This is a genomic window from Paenibacillus sp. 7516, from assembly GCF_002272715.1.
Lineage (GTDB): Bacteria > Bacillota > Bacilli > Paenibacillales > Paenibacillaceae > Paenibacillus > Paenibacillus illinoisensis_A.
In genome coordinates this window covers 116,746-141,120 of sequence record NZ_NPBI01000006.1, presented here as the reverse complement: position 1 = coordinate 141,120, position 24,375 = coordinate 116,746, and the positions used below count along the sequence as shown (strand labels likewise).

Sequence of the window (24,375 nt, the reverse complement as noted above, 5' to 3'; positions counted from 1 at the left end):
AATCGATGCATTCAGAGACTGCCGCTTTTTATATATTATTTTGAGATGTGATCTTTTTCCAATCAGAGTTACGACGAAAAAAGTGCTTCCGTTGCAACAGGCCGATGGATCGGCAGAGGCTGAAGGGCGGTTGTCTGATCAATATGGACAAACGCATCATAACGATCTGCCATGCTGGAAGGTACATAATTGCCAAACCGTTCAAGCTTCGGATCATATACCACACCGATGGCGCGGTGACCAATGACTTTATGCAGTAACGAGGACGCTTCGGAGAGCATGACCATGCCATTACGGCCTCCTCCTGCCTGATGCATGTATTCCTCCCAGCTTCCAGGCTGCCCGGGTGGCACGACCATCTTCTCAACAGGCTCTCCCCAGGCTCTTCCCGCAAGGACTTCTCCTTCATAGGTTCCGAAGCCAACGGCAAACACCTGATGTTGTGCATCCTCACGCAGCAGCTGACCAACATTCACCATGCCATCTTCCAGCATGTCTGTTGCTCGCGCATCTCCAATGTGTGTATTATGCTCCCAGACAATGGCTTTGGCAGAGGACCCGTAATAGGACATGATACGCTTAAGTGATTCCACCATATGCCTGTCACGTACATTCCAGGAATCCGGGCCACCGCGGACCATCGTTCGATAATAGGCTTCTGAGCTGGAAGTTACCAGCATATTAACCTCTGCATTCAATTCTTCTTCACTACCCGGGTGAACCATACGCTGTTTCTGCATCTGATTTAACAGTTCGACCACTTCATTCTCGCAGCTCTCGGAGAGTAATCCTGCTGCAATACCATAACTCTGATGATCCTTGTTGTATGGATCGAAGCAGGCATAGGTGCGGCGGGCCTGTTCCAACTGAGGAGACTTCGTTCTCTCCAAATATCCAATAATAGCCTCCATCGATTCCCATAAGGAGTACATATCGATCCCATAAAACCCAATCTTAGAACGTTCACTGCTACCGCTGATTTCAGCTGCATTATATTCTTTTAGCCACTCGGCAAAATCACGAATTTCTGTATTCGCCCACATCCAGGTCGGCCAGCGAGTAAAATCACCCAGTGCGTCTGCTGCCGAGGAATCGGCACCCGGTGCTCCTTTTATATACCGATTCAACCGATAAGCTGCCGGCCAATCCCCTTCAACACCGATGATGTTGAATCCCTTCCTTGAAATCAGCTTTTTCGAAAGTTCAGCCCTGTATCGATAGAAGTCAGCTGTCCCATGACTTGATTCACCCAGGAGCACAATATCTGCATCCCCGATCGCATCAACCATTCGGTCCAGATTCTCCATTTCGTCCAAAGGGATAAATAAGGCACCCAGTTCTTTTAAATAAGCGTCTTTCTCTGATTGAGAGTTGAAATTCATGAAGTTCTCCCTTCCTATAAGCGGTATGAGCAAATTATTTCCGAATTGTTCACTGAATAACCGAATCAAGCCGAGTAGGTGGGAAGCATAAGGAAGTAATATGATTGAAAATCGTACTTATCATCATTTAAAATGATAGGTGATTGGTATGAAATGACTTGAGAACTTTCAAAACGGTTGCGGAACGGGGAAGCATAAGACGTCACTAACATATTACTGAAAAAGGTCTGAGAGGGGGCACATGGGGAAGGAAATGAAGAAGACGGAACAATTACAAGTACATAATAAACCAGCAGTACCTCGACTGAAAGATGTAGCTATAGGTTATGTGTCCTTGTTGTTCATATGCTCTGCGGTACTATTCGTATTCGTTCATATGGATTTTGTCTCCATGCAGCGTCTGTTAGCTTTTGAGAAGCCTTTGCTTATGGTCCTTCTTGCCCTGGGATGCTCGCTTGGCCTGATCTTATTTGGTGTTTTGATGACGTATCTGGTACCTGAGGAGTATATTCATGAGTCCAATAAGGAGTATGCCAATCAGACCCTTTGTTACATTTTTATTTTTATGAGTTTGGCAGGTTTCTTTGAAGAGCTGCTGTTTAGAGGGATCATCCAAAATTTATTTTATATCGTATTCGATGAGAAGTGGGTCGCAATTCTTGCTTCTTCGGCATTGTTTGTAGCTTTTCACTTTTCCTATTTCAAAACGCCTATCATGCTGCTCAATATAGTGATACCAAGCCTTTTATTTGGCTCATTGTATGGGGCAACTGATAATTTAATTGTCCCTGTAATTGTTCACGTAGCGATGAATGTGGGTGTGACACTGTTATTCAAGTATAAAGTCATCGTTCTTAAAAAAGATAAGTAAGACAAGGGCAAGGGAGCTGATCATTATAACCCATAACACCTGGATAAATTGAACGAAATACCAAAAAAAAGACCAGACATTTAGTCAGGTCCTTTTTTAATTATTGCATATAAAGTAACACGATGGTATGATCAGTTCGCAAGTATTTTTATGTATTTTCGCATAGAAAGTCTATCTTATATTTTTATTGTAGCATGCCGTTAAAATCTTGTCAAAGGATTTTTTTTCTCATTTTGATGATTAGGAGAGATGTGAATGAGCTCTATGGTTCTAAGTTTCCAGGAGATCGAAAAGACACAGCTTTGGCTTGTGGGTGGGAAGGGTTTGAATCTGGGAGAATTATCCAAGAGGGGAGGGGTTCAAGTTCCTGAGGGATTCTGCGTGACAACGTTGGGATTCCAGCAAGCCATGGAACAGAACAAAACATACCACTCTTTGCTCAGTCGACTAACGATGCTTCATGTAGAAGAACGAGATCAAATTGGTGAAATCAGCAGAGAGATTCGGCAGATCATTATGAATTCAGAAATTCCTTACGATGTTGTCGAGGCAGTAAGCCGCTACCTCAGCCAGTATGGAGATGAACATGCATATGCGGTGCGTTCCAGTGCAACTGCCGAGGATTTGCCGCATGCTTCTTTTGCAGGTCAGCAGGATACTTATTTGAACATCATCGGCAAGGAAGCCATACTGGAGCATATTCGCAAATGTTGGGCGTCCCTTTTCACGGATCGTGCTGTGATCTACCGTATGCAGAACGGATTCGATCATAGCCAGGTATCCTTGGCTGTTATTATTCAGAAGATGATTTTCCCGCAGGCTTCAGGAATTTTATTTACTGCCGATCCCATGACGTCCAGCCGAAAACTTCTATCGATCGATGCCAGCTATGGTTTGGGAGAAGCACTGGTTTCCGGCTTGGTAAACGCGGATTGTTATAAGGTACGGGAAGAAGAAATTGTAGATAAAAGAATGGCAACCAAAAAACTCGCAATCTATGCTCGAAAAGAGGGCGGGACTGAGACGCGGACAATTCCATCTAATCAGCAACAAGCTCAAACACTCACGGATCATCACATTTTGGAGTTAGCTCGGATAGGAAGACAGATTGAAGAATACTTTGGTTGCCCCCAGGATATTGAGTGGTGCTTGTCTGAGGGCACGTTCTACATTGTCCAGAGCCGACCCATTACAACGTTATTTCCGATCCCTGAAGTGAATGATCAAGAAAATCATGTGTATGTTTCTGTTGCCCATCAACAAATGATGACTGATCCCATCAAACCACTCGGACTGTCATTTTATCTCATGACAACTCCTGCACCCATGCGTGTAGCGGGCGGGAGGTTGTTTGTGGATGTAACGCCTATGCTAGCCTCACCTGTCACCAGAGATAATATGGTGAATGCCCTTGGGAAATCCGATCCGCTTATCAAAGACGCTTTAATGACTGTAATTGAGCGAGGAGATTTTGTGAAAACATTACCGAACGACAATCAAGCTGAGAATTCCGGTAGAGGCAATAGAGGTTTGCACCCAGCAGGCTCTCAAACACCAATCAATGAACAAGATCCGTCCATCGTTACGGATTTGATCAAGAACAATGAAGCATCTATAGAAGAATTGAAACAAAAGATTCAAACAAAATCAGGATCTGACTTGATTGATTTTATTCAGGAAGATATTCAGGAACTTAGAAAGATATTATTTGACCCGCGAAGTTCAGCTGTAATAACAACGGGTATGAACGCTTCATTCTGGCTCAATGACAAGATGAACGAATGGTTAGGTGAAAAAAATGCAGCAGATGCGATCTCCCAGTCTGTTCCAAACAATATCACGTCCGAAATGGGCCTTGCGTTATTGGATGTCGCAGATGTGATTCGTCCTTATCCTGAGGTCGTTCAATACTTACAACATGTACAAAAGGATCAATTCCTGGATGATCTTGTTCAATTCACTGGTGGCCAGGAAGTACAAGAAGCGATCCATGCCTATCTTGAGCGATATGGAATGCGCTGTGCCGGAGAGATTGATCTAACCCGAACACGCTGGATTGAAAAACCATTGACACTTGTTCCCCTGATTCTGGGTAATATCAAAAACTTTGAACCTAATGAAGGGAGCCGCAAGTTTGAGCAAGGGCGACAGGAGGCTTTGAGAAAAGAAGAGGAATTATTGAAGCGATTGAAGCAGCTGCCTGATGGAGAGCAAAAAGCACAAGAAACAAAAGAAAAGATCGACATCATTCGAAATTTGAGCGGGTACAGAGAGTACCCCAAATACGGCATGGTTCATCGTTATTTCATTTATAAGCAAGCATTGCTCAAGGAAGCTGAGCGACTAGTTCAGGCGGGTGTTTTGCGAGAGAAAGAAGATATATATGATCTTACTTTTGAAGAACTTCGTGAAGTGGTGAATACCTGTAAAGTAGATGACCAGATGATCCGCAGGCGAAAAGATGAATACAAGCTATATGAAAAATTGACCCCACCACGTGTGATCACGTCAGATGGCGAAATCATTACAGGTAAGTATAAAAGAGATAACCTCCCAGCTGAAGCATTAGTGGGTCTCGCTGTCTCTTCCGGTGTTATCGAAGGACGTGCACGTGTGATTCTGAACATGGAGGAAGCTGAGCTGGAAGATGGAGATATTCTCGTTACTGCTTTTACAGACCCTAGCTGGACACCGCTATTTGTCTCCATCAAAGGGCTAGTCACCGAAGTAGGTGGACTGATGACCCATGGAGCCGTTATTGCACGTGAGTACGGCTTGCCTGCAGTGGTTGGCGTGGAGAATGCAACGAAACGTATAAAAGACGGGCAGCGAATTCGTGTGCATGGGACAGAAGGGTATGTTGAAATCTTGTCGTTGTAGTTACAACTTCAAAAGGGCAGCATGAGATTGAGTTTAAGACTAAGTTAGTTGCAGTTAGAGACATGTATGTTACCTTCAAGCCGCTAGTTTAGCGGCTTTTTTTGTTTTAGTGGAACAAGTTATTTCGGATGGTAGTCAACGCTTACAAATGGTCGTATAGTAGTAATATGTGATTCGTGGCGTGACCATGGTTCACAGTGTGCAATAATAAAAGATTCTACATAGAAGGACGGATAAATATGGAATTTAAACCGCTTGCTTCATTTATTGATCGCATCACATCCTGGAGAATTCCATGGGCAGAAGTGATGGTCATCCATCAAAATGACACCGTTTTCCACTATCGTAACGGTTACGCTAATCTGGAGGAGAACACACCAATCACCGATGGGGCCATCTTCAATCTCTATTCCATGACCAAAATCATGACCTGCGTTGCAGCACTTCAACTTGTTGAAAGAGGGCATATGCTGCTCAGTGATCCAGTGTCCGACTATCTGCCGGAGTTTGCAGAGATGAATGTGAAGAAAATCATGCCGAATGGTGAGATCAGACTGGAGAAAGCAACAAGAGCCATTACGGTACGCGATTTGTTTACAATGACGGCGGGCTTCTCGTATGATGTTGGTGCGCCATCCATCAAAGAGGCCGTGGAGAGCACCAATGGAAAACTGCCGACACGCGAGTTTGCGAAAGCACTCGCGAAGGAACCGCTTTTGTTTGAGCCGGGCACGCATTGGAACTATAGCATGTGTCACGATGTGCTGGGAGCATTGATCGAGGTCGTAAGCGGCAGACGATTTGGAACATATCTGCAGGAAGAGATCACTGGTCCACTCGGCATGAGCGATACAGCTTTTGATCTGAACGACGAGCAGCAGTCACGTCTGATTCCACAGTACGCATACAATGATGAACTCGAAAAAGCCATCCGCATGGACGGTAACGGGTTCCGTGTTGGTACGGAATTGGAGAGCGGGGGCGCGGGACTGCTATCTTCCGTACGTGATTATGCATTGTTCCTGAACGCACTTACTGGTCACGGTACCAGTCCTGAAGGTGTTCGGATTTTGTCAAAGGCATCCGTGGAATTGATGCGGACGGATCATCTGAATGAGATGACGCGCCCTGATTACTCTTGGGATCATATGGGCGGGTATGGTTTTGGACTCGGTGTCCGTACGCATATATCCAAGTCAGAGAGCGGTTCTCTAAGCCCTCATGGCGAATTTGGCTGGAGCGGCGCTGCCGGTTGCATGGCGATTATTGATCCCGACTCCGGGCTCACCGTCATGTATGCACAGCATCTGCTTAATAGCCAAGAGCCTTACATTCAGAGACGTTTGCGCAATGTTGTGTACTCCTGCATATAAGTTGAAGACGAAGGCAGAGCATCAGGTAAGCAAACCAAGTTTGCTGGAAAGTTTAATTTTACTAGATCATCATAAATTAGATATATTTTTAAAACGAAAGAAACAGGGACGCGTGTTATGACGTGTCCCTGTTTCTTATTTTTTCGTGTATTTTGTTCCTCTGAGTTTGTATCTCACTGGAATTGAGACTAACCATGTGGAGTCTGAAGCGACTTATACATGGATGGATTCAGTTTCATTTAAGCTACCTGTTTTATAGTTGATTTGTGCTCAAGGAGAGCTTCATCAAGTTCATTGAGTCAATCGTTTTAACTTGCTTAATTGAGCAAATACATCATACAGCGTACATCGTACATAAGGAGAAATGCACATGAAATTCAGAAAATTAAGATCGGTCAGAACAAGGCTTGCTGTTTCGCTGCTCGTCATGTTATTGCTCCCTAGCTTGGTCATCGGCGGATTTTCGTACTTCACGGCCAAGAATCAGGTGGATACACAGCTTGCCAATATGGCGGATACAGACATTTCATTAGTAAGCAGCATGGTTGATCAATACATACAAAACAAAATAGCAGATGTGGGGCAGCTGTTCGAGTCCATTTCATTTGCGGAAAATCCGGATATGCTGTTAAATGCCTATACCAAAAACCATCCGGAAGTGGAAGCCGCAGTATTTGTCGCGGAGGATGGTCAATTTTCATATAGCTCAAATAACCAGAACGAACCAAGCAATTACAATCCAAAGGATCATGAGTTTTATGCCAAAGCGGTCGCTAGCCCTGAAAAAGTCGTATTGTCTGAGCCTTACACCTCTGAACAGTCCGGCCAAACTAGTGTAGACGTGGCACAAGCGTCAAGTGACGGAAAATCCGTCGTTGCCATTGTACTGGACTTAAGTACACTTCAGGAAACCGTAGGAGATATTCAAATTGGCGATAATGGCTTCGTCGTTATTTTTAGTGCTAATGGTTCCATGATTGTGTCACCATCTTGGGGAACGGAGGGTTCCGGCACGGTAGGAGGAGCACCGGAATTGGGTGATACGCCGCAGGACGTTTCCTCGAATCTCGAACAGGGAGTTCCTCAAGAGGGTGAAGGGTCCCCAGCATCCATGCTGGATGAAGACTCCGGGCAGATCGAACAAACATCACCGGAAGGAGAAACGCGTGAATTAGTGTACATCACCAACGAGTTGACAGGATGGAAGATTGCTGGGGATCGCTCTCCCATTGAGGTCGTACAGGCAGCTAAACCCATTTGGAACAATACACTGCTGGTCATCCTTGTCTTTGTTCTGCTTGGCTTTGGACTCACTGTGGTCATCGTACGTTCCATTACCAAGCCATTACGAACGTTGAATGAGTTTTCCATTGAAGTAGGCCAAGGGGACTTGAGCCGTAATACATCGATTGCTTCGCGAGACGAATTTGGTGATTTGGGAGAAGCCTATAATCAAATGGTAGGATCCTTGAATGGGATTGTATCTGAAGTTGCAGATTCATCCAGTCATCTTGCCGCGGCTTCTGAGCAGTTATCTGCGAATGCTGAACAAAGTGCAATGTCAACTGGGCATATTACACAAATCATTGAACAGATGGCGGAAGGTGCTGATCGCCAGGTGCTACTCGTTGAACAAAGCCTGCTTACCATACAGGATGTTGCCGGGAACATGGGTCATATTGCAGACAACGCCTCTACTACGGCTGTAGCAACAGCTCGCGTTGCCCAAAAATCGAAAGAAGGCGGGGAAGCCATTCAGGGAGCCGTGTCGCAAATGAGCACCATCCATCAGTCCGTCAACCACGTGTCGGATGGCATCAATCATCTGGTTCAGATCTCGCAGGAGATTGGACAGATCATTAAGGTGATCTCAGACATCTCAAAGCAAACGAATTTGCTTGCATTGAATGCATCCATTGAAGCGGCCCGAGCAGGCGAACATGGTAGAGGATTTGCAGTCGTAGCCAGGGAAGTGGGAACGCTGGCTGAGCAGGCAGCTCAATCTGCCGAACAGGTAAACGGACTGATTGAATCCATTCATGAAGGAATCAAGCAAGCAGAAGGTTCCATGGGGGCAGCAATGGGTGAGGTTTCAACGGGGATGGTCATCATGGATCATGCGGGACGTCTGTTTGAAGAAATTAACCTCTCCGTGGACACTGTTAATGGCAAAGTAGGTGAAGTGTCTACGATGGCGGAACATATTGTGAAGGAGACTTCCAATGTTGTAGCTTCAATTGAGGACATCTCTCATCTGTCCCACGAAACAGCAGCAGGAGCCCAAACTGTATCCGCAGCTACCGAGGAGCAACTCGCCTCTATGCAAGAGATCAGTTCATCTTCGACTTACCTGGCACGTATGGCAGCAAGACTGCAGGAGTTGACGGAGAAATTCAAAGTCTAAATGGCACGCTAGTTTTCTCATAAATGAGCCTTAGCTAATATTAGGGTGTATTTGTAATGATCTTGAAATGATTCGTTGAAGATTGCTCAATTAAACATATATAGGATCTATGTCTAGCAGCCGTTATCCGAGATTGCATCGGGTGACGGTTGTTTATTTTTGTAATTAAGCCCGACTATAGAATTGATATACTGGATGTAGATTTTTCTCCATAATTTTTTGTGAATTTGAAACCATACGTTCATGTTAACCATCTAACATTCGTCTACGTGGAAGGAGGGGAACTTTTGGACGTACCAAAAGAAGTAAGAAGAGCTCAAAGAGGCAACGTTCAAGCTTTTGAAAACCTGATACAAGCACATAAAGTCGTTATGTACCAAGTGGCCAAAACCATTCTTGCACAAGATGCGGATTGTAGGGATGCCATGCAAGAGTCAATTCTAAAGGCGTTCGAAAAGATCAAGACACTACGAGAGCCTGTTTTTTTCAAAACTTGGCTGCTCCGAATTGTCATTAACGAATGTAACCTGATTCATCGACAAAATAAAAAAGTTACGGACCTAGGTGATTTTTCTGTTCCTCCTACATATGAGAATGGTTACGAACAGATTGAATTGGAACAGTTACTCGAGATGTTACCTAGTGAAGACAGGCGAATTCTTGAGCTGTATCACATTAAAGATATCTCCATCAAGGATTTAGCTGAGATCTATCAGAAATCCGAAAACACGATCAAAACGAGGTTACGCCGCGCACGTGAAAGTGCAAGACATATCTTGGGGAAGCAGGAGGGCTATGCATGGAAAAATGGGAGCAGCAACTAAAGGAACAAGTGAATCGTCCAATTCCCGAAAATATGGATATATTCATGACCCAAACGCTTAATGAACTGACAACACAACACAAATATAAAAAATCCCGTAAACGTCTGTTCTATACATCAACAGCAATAGCTGCTTCACTAGCTTTTACGGTTGGCATGGCGTCTTTGTCTCCCGCATTTGCAGACGCTGTGAAATCCATTCCGATCATTGGATCTGTCTTTGAGTTAATAGGGGAGGATGGAGTGAAGAGAGGAAGCAAGCTAGGATTATCACATAAACTTAATCAGAAGGTACGAATTGGTGATCATAACGTTACATTAACAGAGATTATATACGATGGTTCAAATATAAATCTGGGCTGGATTGCTTCAGATTATGATAGAAATATCTATGAGTTTATGAATAACATCGGTTTTACAGTGAACGGTAAGTTCATTTCAGATTACACTGCGAATGCTCCTGCACTTAAGTTGGAAAATGGCACTTATGGTGGATTGCTTCAGATTAGCCCCAAAGATAAGCTGCCAGACAAATTCACCCTGGGTATGGTGTCGCGTGATAAGAAAACGACCTACGTTGAAATCCCGGTTCAGCGTCAGGGAAGTTATCTAACGCTACCCATTAACAAATCGGGAATTTGGAACAACATTGCACTGAATTATGAAAGACTATCTCTGTATCCAACAACAACCGAGCTAACGCTTCGTCTGAAAGATAGAGTTAATGTGATTGGAATATTGAAATTTCAGGTGAGAGATGAAGATGGATTTGTTCTGAGGACTACTGGTAACCAAGTGGCGAGTGATGAAAACAGTAGTGAATACAAGTACCTTTTTGAACCCTTCTACTCTGTGCCCACCAAAGTGACAATCACGCCATATATAAGCTCAGTCTATACAACCTCAAAAACAAACTTGGAGTGGAAGGGGAGACCTATCACGGTTTCCCAAGGAGAAGTAGGGTCTATTATAGTATTGGATCAGCAATGGGAGAATGATCAACTGACTATTACATTTGACGTCGCAGGAGAACGGATTAATGAACAAGTAAGTGATATTTGGCTTTACGATCGAATAGGTAATCCATTTCCAAGAGTCAGCCCGCCGATTCGGATTGAGGGTGGTGATAAGTATGAGGTCACTTTTTCTAATGTCAACAGCACGGAGTCTATCCAGATCGCCACGCCTGTATTCAATCCAACAAAATATCTCCGGGATCTTGAAGTCACTGTTCATTTGGAAAAACCAAACTGAAGTAACATATTTATTTATATATCACTTCAAATGAATCAAACAAAGTAAAATAATGTTACACAATTACAAGTCGCTATGTTTAGCGGCTTTTTCTATCCCGTGCCCAGTTTGATGTCGAAGTGGATCTTCGAATGGTTGCCACCGGCGCAGTAGAGTAATCTAACAATAACTCACTAGTGCTCGGTTAGTATCCACTATAAGTAACGTTCTGATTTAGAGGATTAACATGTTTCAGGTCAGGCTTGCTGCACAGCGAAATCTGATAATGAGAACCCTCATTCAAGAGGGTTGGTATTTACACAGCATATTTTTGCTCTCGCTAACGATGAATCAAACTATTCCTATGTTTATGGAATACCGTAATATTTGCTCGTTCCTCTGGTGCTTAGGTGATTGGGATGGAGATGAAAGCCGACTTACAAAAGAACAACTAAACGTAATCGATAATGCCGTTAAGCTCATTGGACGAGATGTACCTTTTGACGGATGTGACATTCAAATTTAAGAATTTCACGTTTTATTACGTAATAAATATTATGTAAACTAGTTAGGTGCGAAAATGGATAACCTGAATAGGTGTGAGCGATTCGGATCTGAAAATTGAACAAACATGCATAACGCAATTTTATTGTTACCATAAAATTGAACACACAACTAACTCCGTGATCTCTTGATATTCTCAATTGGTCACGGAGTTAGTTCGTTGTTCTTTTTCTATTTCTTAGACAGGGAAAAGAGGGTTTCCATTCATTCCGATCCACAGTCCGGATGCTTCCAACTGGCCAGCCAGATGGAGCAGCCAGTCTTCACGCCCTTTGGTTGCCATAACTTGCACGCCCATCGGCAAGCCTTCAGCTGTGAGGTGCAGCGGAACACTCATCGCAGGCTGGCCTGTCAGGTTGGCGAGTTGAGTGAAGGGGGTGTAGGTAAGACTTGGTTCAAACATTTCATAGATCAATTGCTGCTGATGCATCTTGTCCAATTCGCTAATCTGCATCAGATACTGAATTTGCTCCTCATGAGGAGTTAGCTCTCCAACCTTTGGTGCAGGAAAGGCATTAACGGGTGTGATATAAAAGTCGTATCGCTCGAAGAGTGTAGACATCTGCGCGGCAGCCACGTCCCATTCGGCAAGGCTGTGAACGAATTCCGCAGCCGATACCTTTTTGCCTGCCTCAGCCAGCACCCAGGATTCAATCTCCATATCGCTCGAAGTTAAAGATCGGCCCATAGCATGCTCCATGGAGGCGATCATCGCCGCCATTTCACCGCTGTTCATCATATAATAGTTCTCCATCAACCGAACACCGTTGACCGGACTCAATTTTTCCTCCACGTGATGACCTTGTTCCTCCAGCCACCGAACCAGCTTGTACACTGCTTCCTTCGCATCCTCGCTAACAGGGGTGCCTACCGGTGAATCCGTGGTATAAGCGACCTTTAGTTTGCGCTGGTGCGGATAGTTCATATCGGCCAAGTAACTGCCCGGAAAGAGCGGGGCATGAAACGCGGCTTCAGGCTGAATGACCTGCAGGGTATCCAGTAAGGCGGCACTGTCTCGCACAGTCCGGGACAGCGCGAAGTCGATGGATGCACCTTGCCATTGACGGCCTACACCTGGTCCAACAGGAGTCCGTCCCCGAGTAGGTTTTAGTCCGAATAGTCCGCTGAAGGAGGCTGGAATCCGGATCGAACCCCCGCCATCACTGGCTCCGGCCATGGGTACGATACCCGAAGCAACAGCTGCAGCTGAACCGCCGCTTGAACCCCCTGGTGAATGATTCGTATTCCATGGATTGCGACTCGGACCATGAAGACGTGGCTCAGTAATATTTTTGAGGCCAAATTCCGGTGTGTTCGTATGTCCGATAATAACGAAGCCTGCATCCCGGAGTCTGGATACAAAGTTAGAATTACGCAAAGCTCGATGATCCTTCAGAAGGCGGGAACCGGAAGTCAGAATTTCCCCCTCCAGCGATTGCGAGATGTCTTTGAGGAGCAATGGAACGCCTGCAAAAGGCTGTTCACCAGGACGAACATACCCGGCTTCCTCGCGTGCGCGTGTTTCATATGTACGAATGACCGCATTAAGCTGCGGATTAACTTCTTCTAGGCGAGCGTAAGCCGCTTCCAGTAATTCAACGGGGGAAACTTCCCGTGAGCGAACCAGTTCAGCCAGACCTATGGCATCATAGGACGTATATGAAAATGAAGACATGACGATCGTTCCTCTCCGTAAATATGAAATAGAATAAGTACCTTTCCATATGTCATCGTACCACTGGAATTATAAAAATACAAAAGGCACTGCAGATCCCGAGGGATGTGTCAGTGCCTTTAAGATATAGATAAGATCTTCATTACTCCGTCCGAAGCTTAGGAGCTGCGTCTGCAGCTGTGATAGATCGTTCCTGCTGTTTGGATATAGCGAACAAAGCAATCCAGATGAGAATAAATCCAAGCAGCTGTTCCCATGTGATGAGCGTCCGGAATGCAATCCAGTTCACAAGCACACCCGCCATGGGGAAGCTCAGCTCAGCCAGTGTGGCCACGGAAGCTTTGGTGGACGAGAGACCTTTATAGTATAACAATAGACTCAGTAAACCTGGCAATAGCGCCTGCCCCAGAATGTTGAGCGCAACAGCTGCCTGTTCTCCTGCACCGGAAGGCAAGGTCCACGCTGCACCCTCGTTCCAGGTCATGAAGATTAGCAAGGGCAGAGCTACGACGAAGCGGAGGGAGGTGACCGTCTCATAACGGGTTTGCCCCAGCATCAGTCGGCCCATCACCGTAGAGCCGCCCCATAAGGCAGCAGCGCCAAGTGACAACAGGCTGCCCGCATGAATCCAGTTGTTCCAGTTTCCAAGCGGAAGTGTAAACCCGAACGTAAGCAGATAAGTTCCGATAAGAGCAACAACGAATAACCAGCCGAAGCGGCGCGGCAGTGTTTCCTTCAATAAGAACTTCGCTAAAACAATCGCGAAGATCGGCTGCATTTTTTGCAGCAACAAGACGGTATTCGGATCATTATGTGTCAGTGCGAGCGTGAATAAAACGGTTGCCAGTGCAGAGCCGCCCCATGAGATAAAGATAACGGCGATCCAGTGACGGGCTCGAAGCTGTTTCAGGTCGGCGCGGAATTTCCATAAGACGGGTATAGCGACTAAGCTCACGATAATATGCTCCACCAGTACAATTTGAGTAGAGGTCATGGTTTGCAGCAAAATGATGCGGAACAATGGATCTACGCCCCATAGGGCAGCACCGAGAACAACGAGCCAAAATCCGGTATTGCTTCGTTCCTTGCGATAAACCGTTGATGCATGCTGTGTCTTTTCCATATTCAGGACTCCTTCGTCAGAACACGGAATCTTCAGTTGGCAAAATCGACAAAAGCCCCCGTTTTGGCATACACCAAATAAACGGGGGCTCATCCATGAACATATCGTCAGGAAAGAAACCTTCCCATAGGCGGTATGTCATGTGTTGATCTTCTCTCATCCGGACTGTACCGTCGGCCTTGGAGTCACACCAAGTCAGTCGCTGTTGTCCTAAGAAGTCAACAGCGAGTCGCGGGCTGGTTCCGATTGGAACATCACCGCCGGTTGGGAATTGCACCCTACCCCGAAGATCCTATTCAATTTATAGGTTATCGTACAAGTTGTAACATTAATAATTTCATCTTATTCCTGTAAGCGCTAGCAGTTCAAGCATTTTTTTAGAAAATGATGTTCCAGCTTCCTTGCTGCCTGCGCAGAAGCACAATCTGACCCGAGTGGTAAGCGTCGTGAAGAACCCAGCGGGCAAGCGTTTGAGCCCAGTTTTGTTCGGAATCCAAATAGGCTTCTTCAAGTCTGGAATCCTGTAACGTAACCAGGTTATTGTGCAACTGCTCTGCCAGCTCAGTAGTTCGCTCCACAAGTTGGCTCCAGCCAGCTTGGTCCAAGGGGTCACCGGGACTGCCAAACGTAGCTTCATTCGATTCGGCAGCGGGTACAGGTGGAGCCTGACCTTGAAGACGCTTTAAGATCCGCTCGTTGTAATAGTACATATGATTGACCAGCTGCCATATGCTCAGTCCTCCTGAAGGAGGGATCCAAGCTGCTTGCTCTGCGGTCAGCCCTTCAAGCGCCTTCGACAATGGGACGATCCAGTTACATTGATCCCAGGTATCTTCTTTTTGAATAACCAACACATCTAATGCAGTTGTAACAGACGTCATTTTTAAAGTTCATTCCTCTCTAGTGGAACTCATCTCATGACTTGCGTCTTCATGCTTGTAACTAGCTAATATGGTTTGAAATGGTTACAATTAATATAACACAATTCAAAAGAATGTAACCATCTTTTTTCGATGTAGATAGTTACAGTGGCGGAGGTATAGATGGATAGGTTATGGACAGATTTTGTGAATAGTGACTATCATGATTGGCGCGGCGGGGATCGATCTGAAGACAGACTGGGAAAAGCAAGCTGGCAGCAGGATTTCTTGAATCGTTGGCAATTAGAAGCAAAAGTGCCGGCATCGACTGAAGAGGAATCCACCATGAGAAGCTTTAGGGATGAGTTACAGTCTCTGGCTATCCGTCTGTCAGCGGGAACGCCCCTAATGGAGAAGGATCAAGCATGGTTAAATGACTTTATGCGGAGTGGTGGGGTGATCAGACGACTAATCTCACAGGATCAAGGACTGGATGTTAAGCTGGTTCCCATCCATGCCCATTGGTTTCAGGTGATGGCAGAGGTTGCTGCTGACTTTGCCATGACACTGGTGGAGGGTGAAGGAAAGAGAATTCGATGCTGTGACAACCCGGACTGCCGCTGGGTCTTCTATGACGATACTCGCAGTAGGACACAGAAATATTGTGATGATAAAATGTGCGGCAATCTAATGAAGGTGAGACGTTTTCGAGCGAAACGTAAGCAGGAATCCAGCGGAGAAAAGAATGAAGTTTAACAATGGTAGAACAGTCATCACCATAGATAGGAGTTTGGTGTCCAGAATTGATAAATATTAACAATCGGTATATAATGGTTATATACTAGCGAAAATATAGTCACAAATCATATGTAAGGAAAAGCAATGCGGATCAGATCATTTTACAAACCATTACGATTGGAGAGGTGTCTCATGGGGACAGGTTATCTATTGAAAAACGGTTGTGTATTATCGATGGATGCTCGTATTGGTCAGTTTAACAGGGCAGATGTACTTATTAGCGACTCTTTGATTGCAGCCGTTCAACCGAATATCGAGGTGTCCGATGCAGATGTTGAGGTGATCGACGCATCAGACATGATCGTCATGCCTGGACTGGTGGATACACACCGGCATATGTGGGAATCTCTTGTGAAAACAGCTGGGACGAACTGGTCGCTTCCCGTGTATCTGCAAAATCTGTACTATGGTGCCATGGGAAGCAAGCTTCGACCACAGGACAGCTACATTGCCAATCTTCTTGGTTCTTTGGAAGCGCTTAACGCGGGTGTGACGACGGTACTTGATTGGAGCATGCCATATTCACCTGATCATACCGATGGACTAATTCGTGGGCTGCAGGATGCAGGGATCCGGGCTGTCTTTGCTCACGGTGTTCCAGGGGAAACCGCCTATTGGAATCGGGAAAGTACCCTTTCATACCCGGAGAATATCAGAGGGGTGAAGGAGCGTTATTTCTCCTCTAGTGACCAATTGGTCACGTATGGACTAGCTATTCGCGGCCCTGAGTTTAGCCACTGGGATACAACGGTGCAGGACATTCAGCTCGCAGAAGAACTGGACGCAATTTGTTCTATGCATGTCGGGTTTGGCAGCTGGGGATCTGCAGACCGTTCCATTAGCCGAATGTACGAGGCAGGACTGCTTACCCCGCGAATTAATGTCGTTCACGGCAATACGATGGGCATGGATGAATTCAAAATGCTGGCAGACACGGGAGCCTCTTTGTCAGTTACGCCTGAAGTAGAGATGATGATGGGACATGGCTATCCGGCTACAGGATATTTTCTGGAACATGGTGGCACGCCAACGCTTGGAGTGGATGTGGTGACTTCGACAGGTGGAGATATGTTTTCACAGATGAAATTTGCGCTGCAAGCTGAGCGCTCCAGAACGAACGAGTTATTGCTGGCGCAAGGTGAAATGCCGGGAGAGCTGAGTTTGCAAGCGAGTCAGGTACTGCGGTTTGCAACTTCGGCCGGTGCACAGGCTTTAGGGCTGGAGCGGAAAACAGGTTCAGTCACACCGGGAAAAGAAGCGGATTTGATTATGATTCGTACAACCGATCTGAATTTGTTCCCCGTTCACGATCCGATCGGTGCTGTTGTGCAATTCGCCAATCCATCCAATGTGGACACGGTCTTTGTTGCAGGAAAACTTGTGAAGCAAAATGGTAAGCTGCTGCATGTGAACCTGGACGACATTCGAAGCAAGGCGATGGAAAGTAAGGAATATTTATTAACACAGTATCCGATGTCTGATGCGGATCGGATTGTATTTTCCTAAAGGATTGGGCAGAAGTAAAGTAAAAGAGCCGTTACTTAGGCACGGCTCTTTTTTGTTGAATCCATTTCGTCGTATTTACAAAACCAATCGGTGTTAATGCAAGGGTTGTTGACAAATATAACGCTTTCCACTAAGATAGCCATATAAGTTAATAATGAATTTAATCAGGATTGTTACTGATCAGCAGGCAAGACCGATTGATGATGCAAACATGCAGAATTGTTCTTCATGTATGCATAATTAATGGTCTTTTTTTGTTGTCAAATTTTGTTAACGTTTCATGTTAAAAGGAGATTCCTATGAAGATCACACGAATTATTAACAATAATGTCGTCTGTGCAGTGAATGAAAGACGCCAGGAGATGATGCTTTTAGGCAGTGGCATTGGTTTTCAGAAGAAAAAGGGAGACGATGTGGACACAGTCAAGATTGAAAAAGAATTTTTTCTGAAATCCAAAAATGTATCAGGCAAACTATATGCCCTGCTGGCACAAATCCCGATGGAATATATTCGTGTGTCCGACAGTATTATTCAATACGCCAAGCAGTCCTTAGACAAGGAGCTCAATGAAAATATATATCTGACGTTAACGGATCATATTAATTTTGCTGTGGCACGTTATAATCAGGGAATGAATTTTAATAATGCATTGTTGTCCGAAATTAAAGCGTTTTATTCCAATGAATTTCGTGTAGCCATGAAAGCTCGGGATATGATTAATGAGGAATTCAATATCTCGTTGCCCGAAGATGAGGCTGGATTCATTGCGCTTCATATTGTTAATGCTGAACTGGGTTCTGAAATGGAAGAAACCATGAAGATTACGCAGTTTATTCATAAAGTCTTAAACATTATTCGATATCAGTTTAATGTTCATTTTAATGAAAGCTCGCTCCATTATTCCAGACTTGTCACTCATTTGAAGTTTTTCGCCTATCGCTTGTTTAATAATACCGTTGTCAAAAGTGGCGATAGTGATTTTCTCCATATTATTAAAGAAAAATACGTGCAAGAATATCAATGCAGTCTCCGTATTGCACAGCTGATTCGAGTTGACTACGGAAAAGAACTGACGGAAGATGAATTGGTATATTTAACGGTTCATATCAAAAGGGTCATCGATGAAGAGAAGGATTGAATCACGGGCCCCAAATAATGATTATACTAGGATTGTTACTGGTGAGGCAGGCAAGACCTAGAGTTCCATCGTGTATAGAGCTTATCTATATTCGATAGAATTCTAGGTCTTTTTTTATACCAAAAATAGTTTAAGGGGGAGCAGTACATGAAACATGAAAGCACAGCCGCCGAGATTTTAAAGCTGGTTGGCGGAGAAAAAAATGTAGACAGTGTAACGCACTGTGCTACTAGGCTGCGATTTAATCTGAAGGACGAGAAGGTCGCGGATAATGAAGCATTGAAAAATGTACAAGGTGTTGTAGGTGTTGCCAGCAGCGGTGGGCAGTATCAGGTGATTATCGGTAACGAGGTAAACAATGTGTATAAAGCGTTGACCCAGCTGGGGAACTTCGCAAGCAAAAATGATGCTCCATCTGTGAAAAAAGGGAAACTGACTACGCTTCTGGACACCATCTCCGGGATCTTTACGCCCATCCTGCCAGCCATGATTGGTTGCGCTATGATCAAAGCCGTTCTTCTTATCTTAAAAACGTTTGATCTCGTTGATCTGGATGGACAGTTTAATACCATCATGACCTTTATCGGTGATGCAGCTTATTACTTCTTGCCGATGCTGCTTGCCTGGAGTGCGGCAGTTAAGCTTAAGGCTAACGTAGGATTTGCGTTAACGATCGCAGGTGTGCTGCTGCATCCCACCTTTGCAGCGTTGATGACTGCAGGTGAGCCAATCTCGTTCTTGGGGTTGCCGGTCACTTCTGCGACGTACACTTCGTCGGTCATACCCATTATTCTAGCGGTTTGGATTTTGTCCTATGTCGAACGTTTTGCCGAAAAGTATTCTCCTTCGGTCATTAAATCCATTCTTAAACCATTGATCGTGATTCTGGTTATGGCGCCACTAACGCTGATCGTGCTCGGTCCGATCGGTGCAATCGCGGGTAACTATCTTGCGTCAGCTGTTTCATTTGTCAATACACATGCAGGATGGTTAGTTTCTGGTATTATCGGCGGAGCCTTCCCTTTCCTGATTATGACAGGTATGCATTATAGCTTGGGACCTGTGGTGCTCACTGCGTATGCACAGACTAAGACGGATAGTATCGTTGGCCCAGGTATGCTTGTACACAATATTTCTCAGGGTGCAGCTGCCCTTGCAGTCGCTTTGAGAACGAAAAATAAAGCGTTTAAACAGGTAGCATATTCTACCAGCATAACTTCATTACTCGGAATTACCGAGCCCGCCTTGTTTGGTGTAAATTTACGCTTGAAAAAGCCATTGATCGCTGTAATCGTTGGTGGCGCTGTAGCCGGTATATATGTTGGATTGTTCGGTGTAGCTCGATCGGCTCTCGGAATTGCAGGTATAGCTACGCTGCCGGCATTTATCACGGATCATCCATGGAACCTGGTTCATGCGGCCATTGGTTGTGTGATTGCATTTGTAGTTACATTCTTAATGACTCTTATCTTGGGATTTGAAGATGTACCTGAGGATGGAAAGACTCAAGATACACAAGAAAAATCTCCTACAACTAATCGTGTGACTATTGCAGACGTTTCGGAACGTGTTCTTAATGCACCATTAACAGGGAAAGTTTTAGAGTTATCAACGATAAAAGATGAAGCATTTGCATCGGGGGCGATGGGGAAAGGTGTTGCCATTGAGCCTACGGTTGGAAAACTTGTGGCACCTGCCGATGGCGTCGTATCAGCAGTGTTTCCTACTTCCCATGCAATCGGTATTAGTACTAATAATGGTGCTGAACTTCTGATTCATATTGGTATGAATACCGTGAAGCTGAAAGGGGAGCATTTCAAGGTTCATGTCCAAGAAGGTGATGAAGTAAAAACTGGAGATTTACTCATTGAATTTGATACAAATGCGATTGCATCTAAAGGATACGATCTGACTACACCGATTATTGTTACGAATTCAGATGATTTTGTAGATGTGATCAGCACAGATAAAACATCAATTACGATTGGTGAGAAACTCATCAAGATTATTTAAGGAGGAATTGTTTTCATGAACAATAAAAATGGTTTCCCGGACTCATTTATGTGGGGCGGTGCAACAGCGGCAAATCAATATGAAGGCGCTTGGAATCTTGATGGTAAAAAGGCGAGTACCGCCGATATGATGACGGGCGGAACCCATACGGTTCCCCGTCGCATTACCATAACTACTGAAGAGGGAGTTCATTATCCTTCTCATGAAGCGGTAGATTTTTACCATCATTACAAGGAAGATATTCGTATGTTCGCAGAGATGGGGTTCCGCTGCTATAGAATGTCCATTGCATGGTCCAGAATCTTCCCTAACGGAGACGATGCGACCCCAAATGAAGCAGGTCTCCAATTTTACGACAATGTGTTTAATGAACTGAAAAAGTATAACATTGAACCGATCGTTACGATTTCCCATTATGAAGCACCGTTTGCCTTAACCGAGAAATTTAATGCGTGGGCTTCCAGGGAAATGATCGATTGTTACGTGAAGTATTGCGACGCAATCTTTAATCGTTACCAAGATGTAGTGAAGTATTGGATCACATTTAACGAGATCAATAGTCTGATTGTTCCGGCAGGTGCCTACTTGGCAGGAGGACTTCTGGTTGATAAAAAAGGCGGCGTATTTAACAATACAGCAGTGGACAGCACGCAGTTAAGATTTCAAGCGCTGCACCATCAATTCGTGGCAAGTGCCAAAGCTGTCAAGCTTGCACATGAAATCAATCCAGACTTCAAACTTGGCTGCATGATCAATTACAGTCATGGTTACGGAAGTACATGTAAACCTGAGGATATGTTACAAGCGCTAAGAATGGATCAAATCAACAATATGATGAGCAGTGATGTACAAGTTAGAGGGGAATACCCTGACTTTGCGAAGCGATATTTTGAAGAGAAAAATATTCACATACAAATGGCTGAAGACGATGAAGAAGTTCTTAAACAAGGCTGTGTAGATTTCTACAGCTTTAGCTACTACAAATCTCACGTGGTGGGTACCCGACCAGAGGGTGATGAGACTCAAGGTAACGTCTTCGGTGGATACAAAAATCCATATCTGAAAGCCACAGACTGGGGTTGGCAGATCGATCCGGTTGGACTCCGGTACGTGCTGAACCATGTATATGATCGGTATCGCATCCCGATGATGGTTGTGGAGAATGGGCTGGGTGCGGTTGATGTCGTTGAAGAGGATGGCACCATTAACGATACGTACCGAATTGAGTTTTTGCGGGCTCACATTGAACAAATGAGAGAGGCTGTTCGTGACGGCGTTAACCTGATCGGTTACACAGCCTGGGGCTGCATCGATATAGTTAGTGCTTCCACGGGTGAAATGGCCAAGCGCTACGGATTGATTTACGTGGACAAGGATAATGAGGGGAAGGGTACGTTGAAGAGAAGCAAGAAGAACAGCTTTTACTGGTATAAAAAAGTGATTGAAACCAATGGACAGGATTTGAGCTGGGAGTAAAGATCGTATAAATCTTTGGTCAAAATCATTTGTCGTGAGACACCTGTATGATACAAGAATATATTGCATTGAAAGGAGCCGCTAAATGTAGCGGCTTTTTTCTGTATCTAAACAATAGGAAGTCAACTATCGACGAGAGTAGGGGTGAAGAGTAGCCCTCAGATGAATTATGGCGCGAAGTGACAGCAGAAAAAGACGAAAAAGCCCTTTATTTATGAAAATGCTTATAACAACCAGTTAAAGTGGATTATGCCTTTGTAAAAGCACTCAAAAAACTGCGCATAATATAAATTATACGCAGTTTTGATTTAGATCGATTTTTATTTTGCGACCTATCCATCAGTTCATGATATTATTCGCCTCAAAAGCACAAAATAGTGCAGTAATCAAAAATAAATTTAGCATAGCAACGCGACAACGTGTAGAATACGATAGATTTTTGTAGGTGATCGGTAATATAGAACAAACGACTTTTTATAGAACAGATCGAGATGAAGCAGCTAGGAAGGTATACTTCAATCTACGTTTGTCATGAGAGGAACATGTCTATGTCAGAGAATCAGAAACGATCTTCGCTGCTTCGGAAAAAGCCCATTGCCTTCGGAGAAGAAAATAGTGCATTAAAAAGGGCGCTAGGTCCTTTGGACTTAACAACGCTTGGAGTAGGAGCAATTATCGGTACAGGGATTTTTGTATTAACAGGAGTCGCAGCGGCAAATTATGCAGGTCCTGGATTAGTGCTCTCTTTTTTGCTTGCAGGCATCATCTGTGCATTCGCTGCCCTATGCTATTCCGAATTCGCATCCAGCGTACCTGCTTCAGGGAGTGCATACACGTATAGTTACACTGCCTTTGGTGAAGTCATTGCCTGGATTCTAGGATGGGATCTGATTCTGGAGTATGGATTTGCCAGCGCGGCAGTAGCCAGCGGTTGGTCCGGTTATTTTCAGTCGCTGCTGTCAGGCTTCGGATTGCAACTGCCGCATGCACTCAGCAGTGCATACAATCCTGAAAAGGGGACCTATTTCGATGTTACTGCAGCTGCCATCACGTTACTGATCACCTTCCTGCTCACCCGTGGCGTCAAGGAGGCAGCCCGTGCTAATGGCATAATGGTCGCGATCAAAATTATAGTCGTGCTGATTTTTATCGGAGTGGGTGTGTTTTATGTACAGCCTTCCAATTGGCAGCCGTTTTTGCCGTTTGGCATCTCAGGAGTAACCGCTGGTGCGGCGACAGTCTTTTTTGCCTATATTGGATTTGATGCAGTTTCCACGGCAGCGGAGGAAGTGAAACGACCTCAGCGCGACTTGCCGATAGGCATTATTGCTTCCTTGGCGATCTGCACTGTGCTGTATATCGTTGTATCCTTGATTTTGACAGGCATCGTACCTTTCCACATGCTGAATGTTAGCGATCCGGTTGCTTTTGCGTTTGAATTCGTGAATCTGCATGGTCTGTCCTGGATTGTGGCTCTTGGTGCAATCACCGGGATAACAACCGTTCTGCTCGTTATGATGTATGGGCAGACCCGTCTATTGTATTCCATGTCACGGGATGGATTACTATCCCCGGTATTCTCCAAAATCAGTGGTAAAAGTCAAACGCCGGCGACAGGTACATGGGTGGCAGGTATCATCATTGCGCTATTCTCAGGGTTCATCTCACTCGGTCATCTGGCTGAGCTTACCAACATCGGTACATTGTTTGCATTCGCAGTCGTAAGTCTGGGCATTATCGTTCTGCGAAAAAACAACCCTGATCTCAAACGCGGCTTCAAGGTGCCTCTTGTTCCATGGATTCCTATACTGAGTGCGATTGGTTGTGTATATCTAATGACACGTCTAGCTGCTCTGACATGGATCACATTTTTCGCTTGGTTGGTTATCGGTTTGATTATTTATTTCATGTATGGCCGTCACTACAGTCACCTGAATCCACTGCGGCGAGGATCGATAGCCGTAGATCAACAGCCGGTGGAGTCAGAGGGAAATAAATAATAAAATATAATGGCTGTGTATCACTAGATATTCCTCTGCATTCACTACCCCATACTGCCTAGCTTACACTAGAGCAATATGGGGTTTTCTGTTATGCAGCAAAGAGAGAAGTAAGAAAAAGAAAGTTGGCTTTAGACCTATATTCGGGTATCTATTAAAGTACATGTCCATACACGAACATATCCAGCTCGGGGTTGCGGCCAGTTCAAATATGACATATATTGAGGAATGTGACATGTCATCAGACATAGGAGA

At 44.8% G+C, this 24,375-nt stretch carries 16 protein-coding genes and 1 riboswitch; of the genes, 12 read left to right on the top strand and 4 right to left on the bottom strand.

Annotated elements, in window-relative coordinates; all coding sequences use genetic code 11:
- Positions 1–68 precede the first annotated feature (68 nt).
- Complete coding sequence (locus tag CHI14_RS04070) at positions 69–1,382, bottom strand: erythromycin esterase family protein (protein WP_095287145.1); 1,314 nt, start codon at positions 1,380–1,382, stop codon at positions 69–71.
- Between the two features lie 253 nt (positions 1,383–1,635).
- On the opposite strand from CHI14_RS04070, the gene CHI14_RS04065 reads away from it, so the two are divergent.
- The 6 genes from CHI14_RS04065 to CHI14_RS04040 all read left to right on the top strand — a co-directional run bounded on the left by CHI14_RS04065 (position 1,636) and on the right by CHI14_RS04040 (position 10,987).
- A complete protein-coding gene (locus tag CHI14_RS04065) occupies positions 1,636–2,253 on the top strand; it encodes a CPBP family intramembrane glutamic endopeptidase (protein WP_212676975.1) in 618 nt (205 codons plus the stop codon).
- A 255-nt stretch (positions 2,254–2,508) separates the two neighbouring features.
- Entirely contained in the window at positions 2,509–5,133 is a 2,625-nt protein-coding gene (ppsA, locus tag CHI14_RS04060) for a phosphoenolpyruvate synthase (protein ID WP_095287143.1), read from the top strand.
- A 239-nt stretch (positions 5,134–5,372) separates the two neighbouring features.
- Entirely contained in the window at positions 5,373–6,506 is a 1,134-nt protein-coding gene (locus tag CHI14_RS04055) for a serine hydrolase domain-containing protein (protein WP_095287142.1), read from the top strand.
- A 370-nt stretch (positions 6,507–6,876) separates the two neighbouring features.
- Positions 6,877–8,910 carry a methyl-accepting chemotaxis protein gene (locus CHI14_RS04050; RefSeq protein ID WP_095287141.1) on the top strand — a complete coding sequence of 678 codons (2,034 nt, stop codon included), beginning with the start codon at positions 6,877–6,879 and terminating at the stop codon, positions 8,908–8,910.
- 287 nt (positions 8,911–9,197) lie between these two features.
- The gene (locus CHI14_RS04045) at positions 9,198–9,734 is read left to right on the top strand and encodes an RNA polymerase sigma factor (RefSeq protein ID WP_095287140.1); all 537 of its coding nucleotides are present in this window, start codon (positions 9,198–9,200) and stop codon (positions 9,732–9,734) included.
- Entirely contained in the window at positions 9,710–10,987 is a 1,278-nt protein-coding gene (locus CHI14_RS04040; RefSeq protein ID WP_095287139.1) for a DUF4179 domain-containing protein, read from the top strand. The genes CHI14_RS04045 and CHI14_RS04040 overlap by 25 nt, the downstream gene beginning before the upstream one ends.
- 721 nt (positions 10,988–11,708) lie before the next feature.
- Here the strand turns inward: CHI14_RS04040 and CHI14_RS04030 are convergent.
- The 3 genes from CHI14_RS04030 to CHI14_RS04020 all read right to left on the bottom strand — a co-directional run bounded on the left by CHI14_RS04030 (position 11,709) and on the right by CHI14_RS04020 (position 15,209).
- Complete coding sequence (locus CHI14_RS04030; protein WP_095287137.1) at positions 11,709–13,205, bottom strand: amidase; 1,497 nt, start codon at positions 13,203–13,205, stop codon at positions 11,709–11,711.
- A gap of 142 nt (positions 13,206–13,347) precedes the next feature.
- The gene (locus tag CHI14_RS04025) at positions 13,348–14,328 is read right to left on the bottom strand and encodes a DMT family transporter (protein ID WP_095287136.1); all 981 of its coding nucleotides are present in this window, start codon (positions 14,326–14,328) and stop codon (positions 13,348–13,350) included.
- Between the two features lie 144 nt (positions 14,329–14,472).
- A riboswitch (FMN riboswitch) is annotated at positions 14,473–14,623 on the bottom strand.
- An 82-nt stretch (positions 14,624–14,705) separates the two neighbouring features.
- Entirely contained in the window at positions 14,706–15,209 is a 504-nt protein-coding gene (locus CHI14_RS04020; protein ID WP_095287135.1) for a DinB family protein, read from the bottom strand.
- A gap of 162 nt (positions 15,210–15,371) precedes the next feature.
- On the opposite strand from CHI14_RS04020, the gene CHI14_RS04015 reads away from it, so the two are divergent.
- The 6 genes from CHI14_RS04015 to bcaP all read left to right on the top strand — a co-directional run bounded on the left by CHI14_RS04015 (position 15,372) and on the right by bcaP (position 24,120).
- Complete coding sequence (locus CHI14_RS04015; protein ID WP_095287134.1) at positions 15,372–15,944, top strand: CGNR zinc finger domain-containing protein; 573 nt, start codon at positions 15,372–15,374, stop codon at positions 15,942–15,944.
- A gap of 174 nt (positions 15,945–16,118) precedes the next feature.
- The gene (locus CHI14_RS04010; protein ID WP_095287133.1) at positions 16,119–17,492 is read left to right on the top strand and encodes an amidohydrolase family protein; all 1,374 of its coding nucleotides are present in this window, start codon (positions 16,119–16,121) and stop codon (positions 17,490–17,492) included.
- A gap of 299 nt (positions 17,493–17,791) precedes the next feature.
- On the top strand, positions 17,792–18,631 hold the full coding sequence (gene licT, locus CHI14_RS04005; RefSeq protein ID WP_095287132.1) for a BglG family transcription antiterminator LicT: 840 nt from the start codon (positions 17,792–17,794) through the stop codon (positions 18,629–18,631).
- Between the two features lie 147 nt (positions 18,632–18,778).
- Positions 18,779–20,644, top strand: a complete 1,866-nt coding sequence (locus CHI14_RS04000) for a beta-glucoside-specific PTS transporter subunit IIABC (RefSeq protein ID WP_095287131.1) — start codon at positions 18,779–18,781, stop codon at positions 20,642–20,644.
- Between the two features lie 15 nt (positions 20,645–20,659).
- On the top strand, positions 20,660–22,120 hold the full coding sequence (locus CHI14_RS03995) for a glycoside hydrolase family 1 protein (protein ID WP_095287130.1): 1,461 nt from the start codon (positions 20,660–20,662) through the stop codon (positions 22,118–22,120).
- A gap of 548 nt (positions 22,121–22,668) precedes the next feature.
- Positions 22,669–24,120 (top strand): branched-chain amino acid transporter BcaP, encoded by a 1,452-nt coding sequence (gene bcaP / locus CHI14_RS03990; RefSeq protein ID WP_095287129.1) that lies wholly within the window; start codon positions 22,669–22,671, stop codon positions 24,118–24,120.
- The last annotated feature ends 255 nt before the right edge of the window (positions 24,121–24,375 follow it).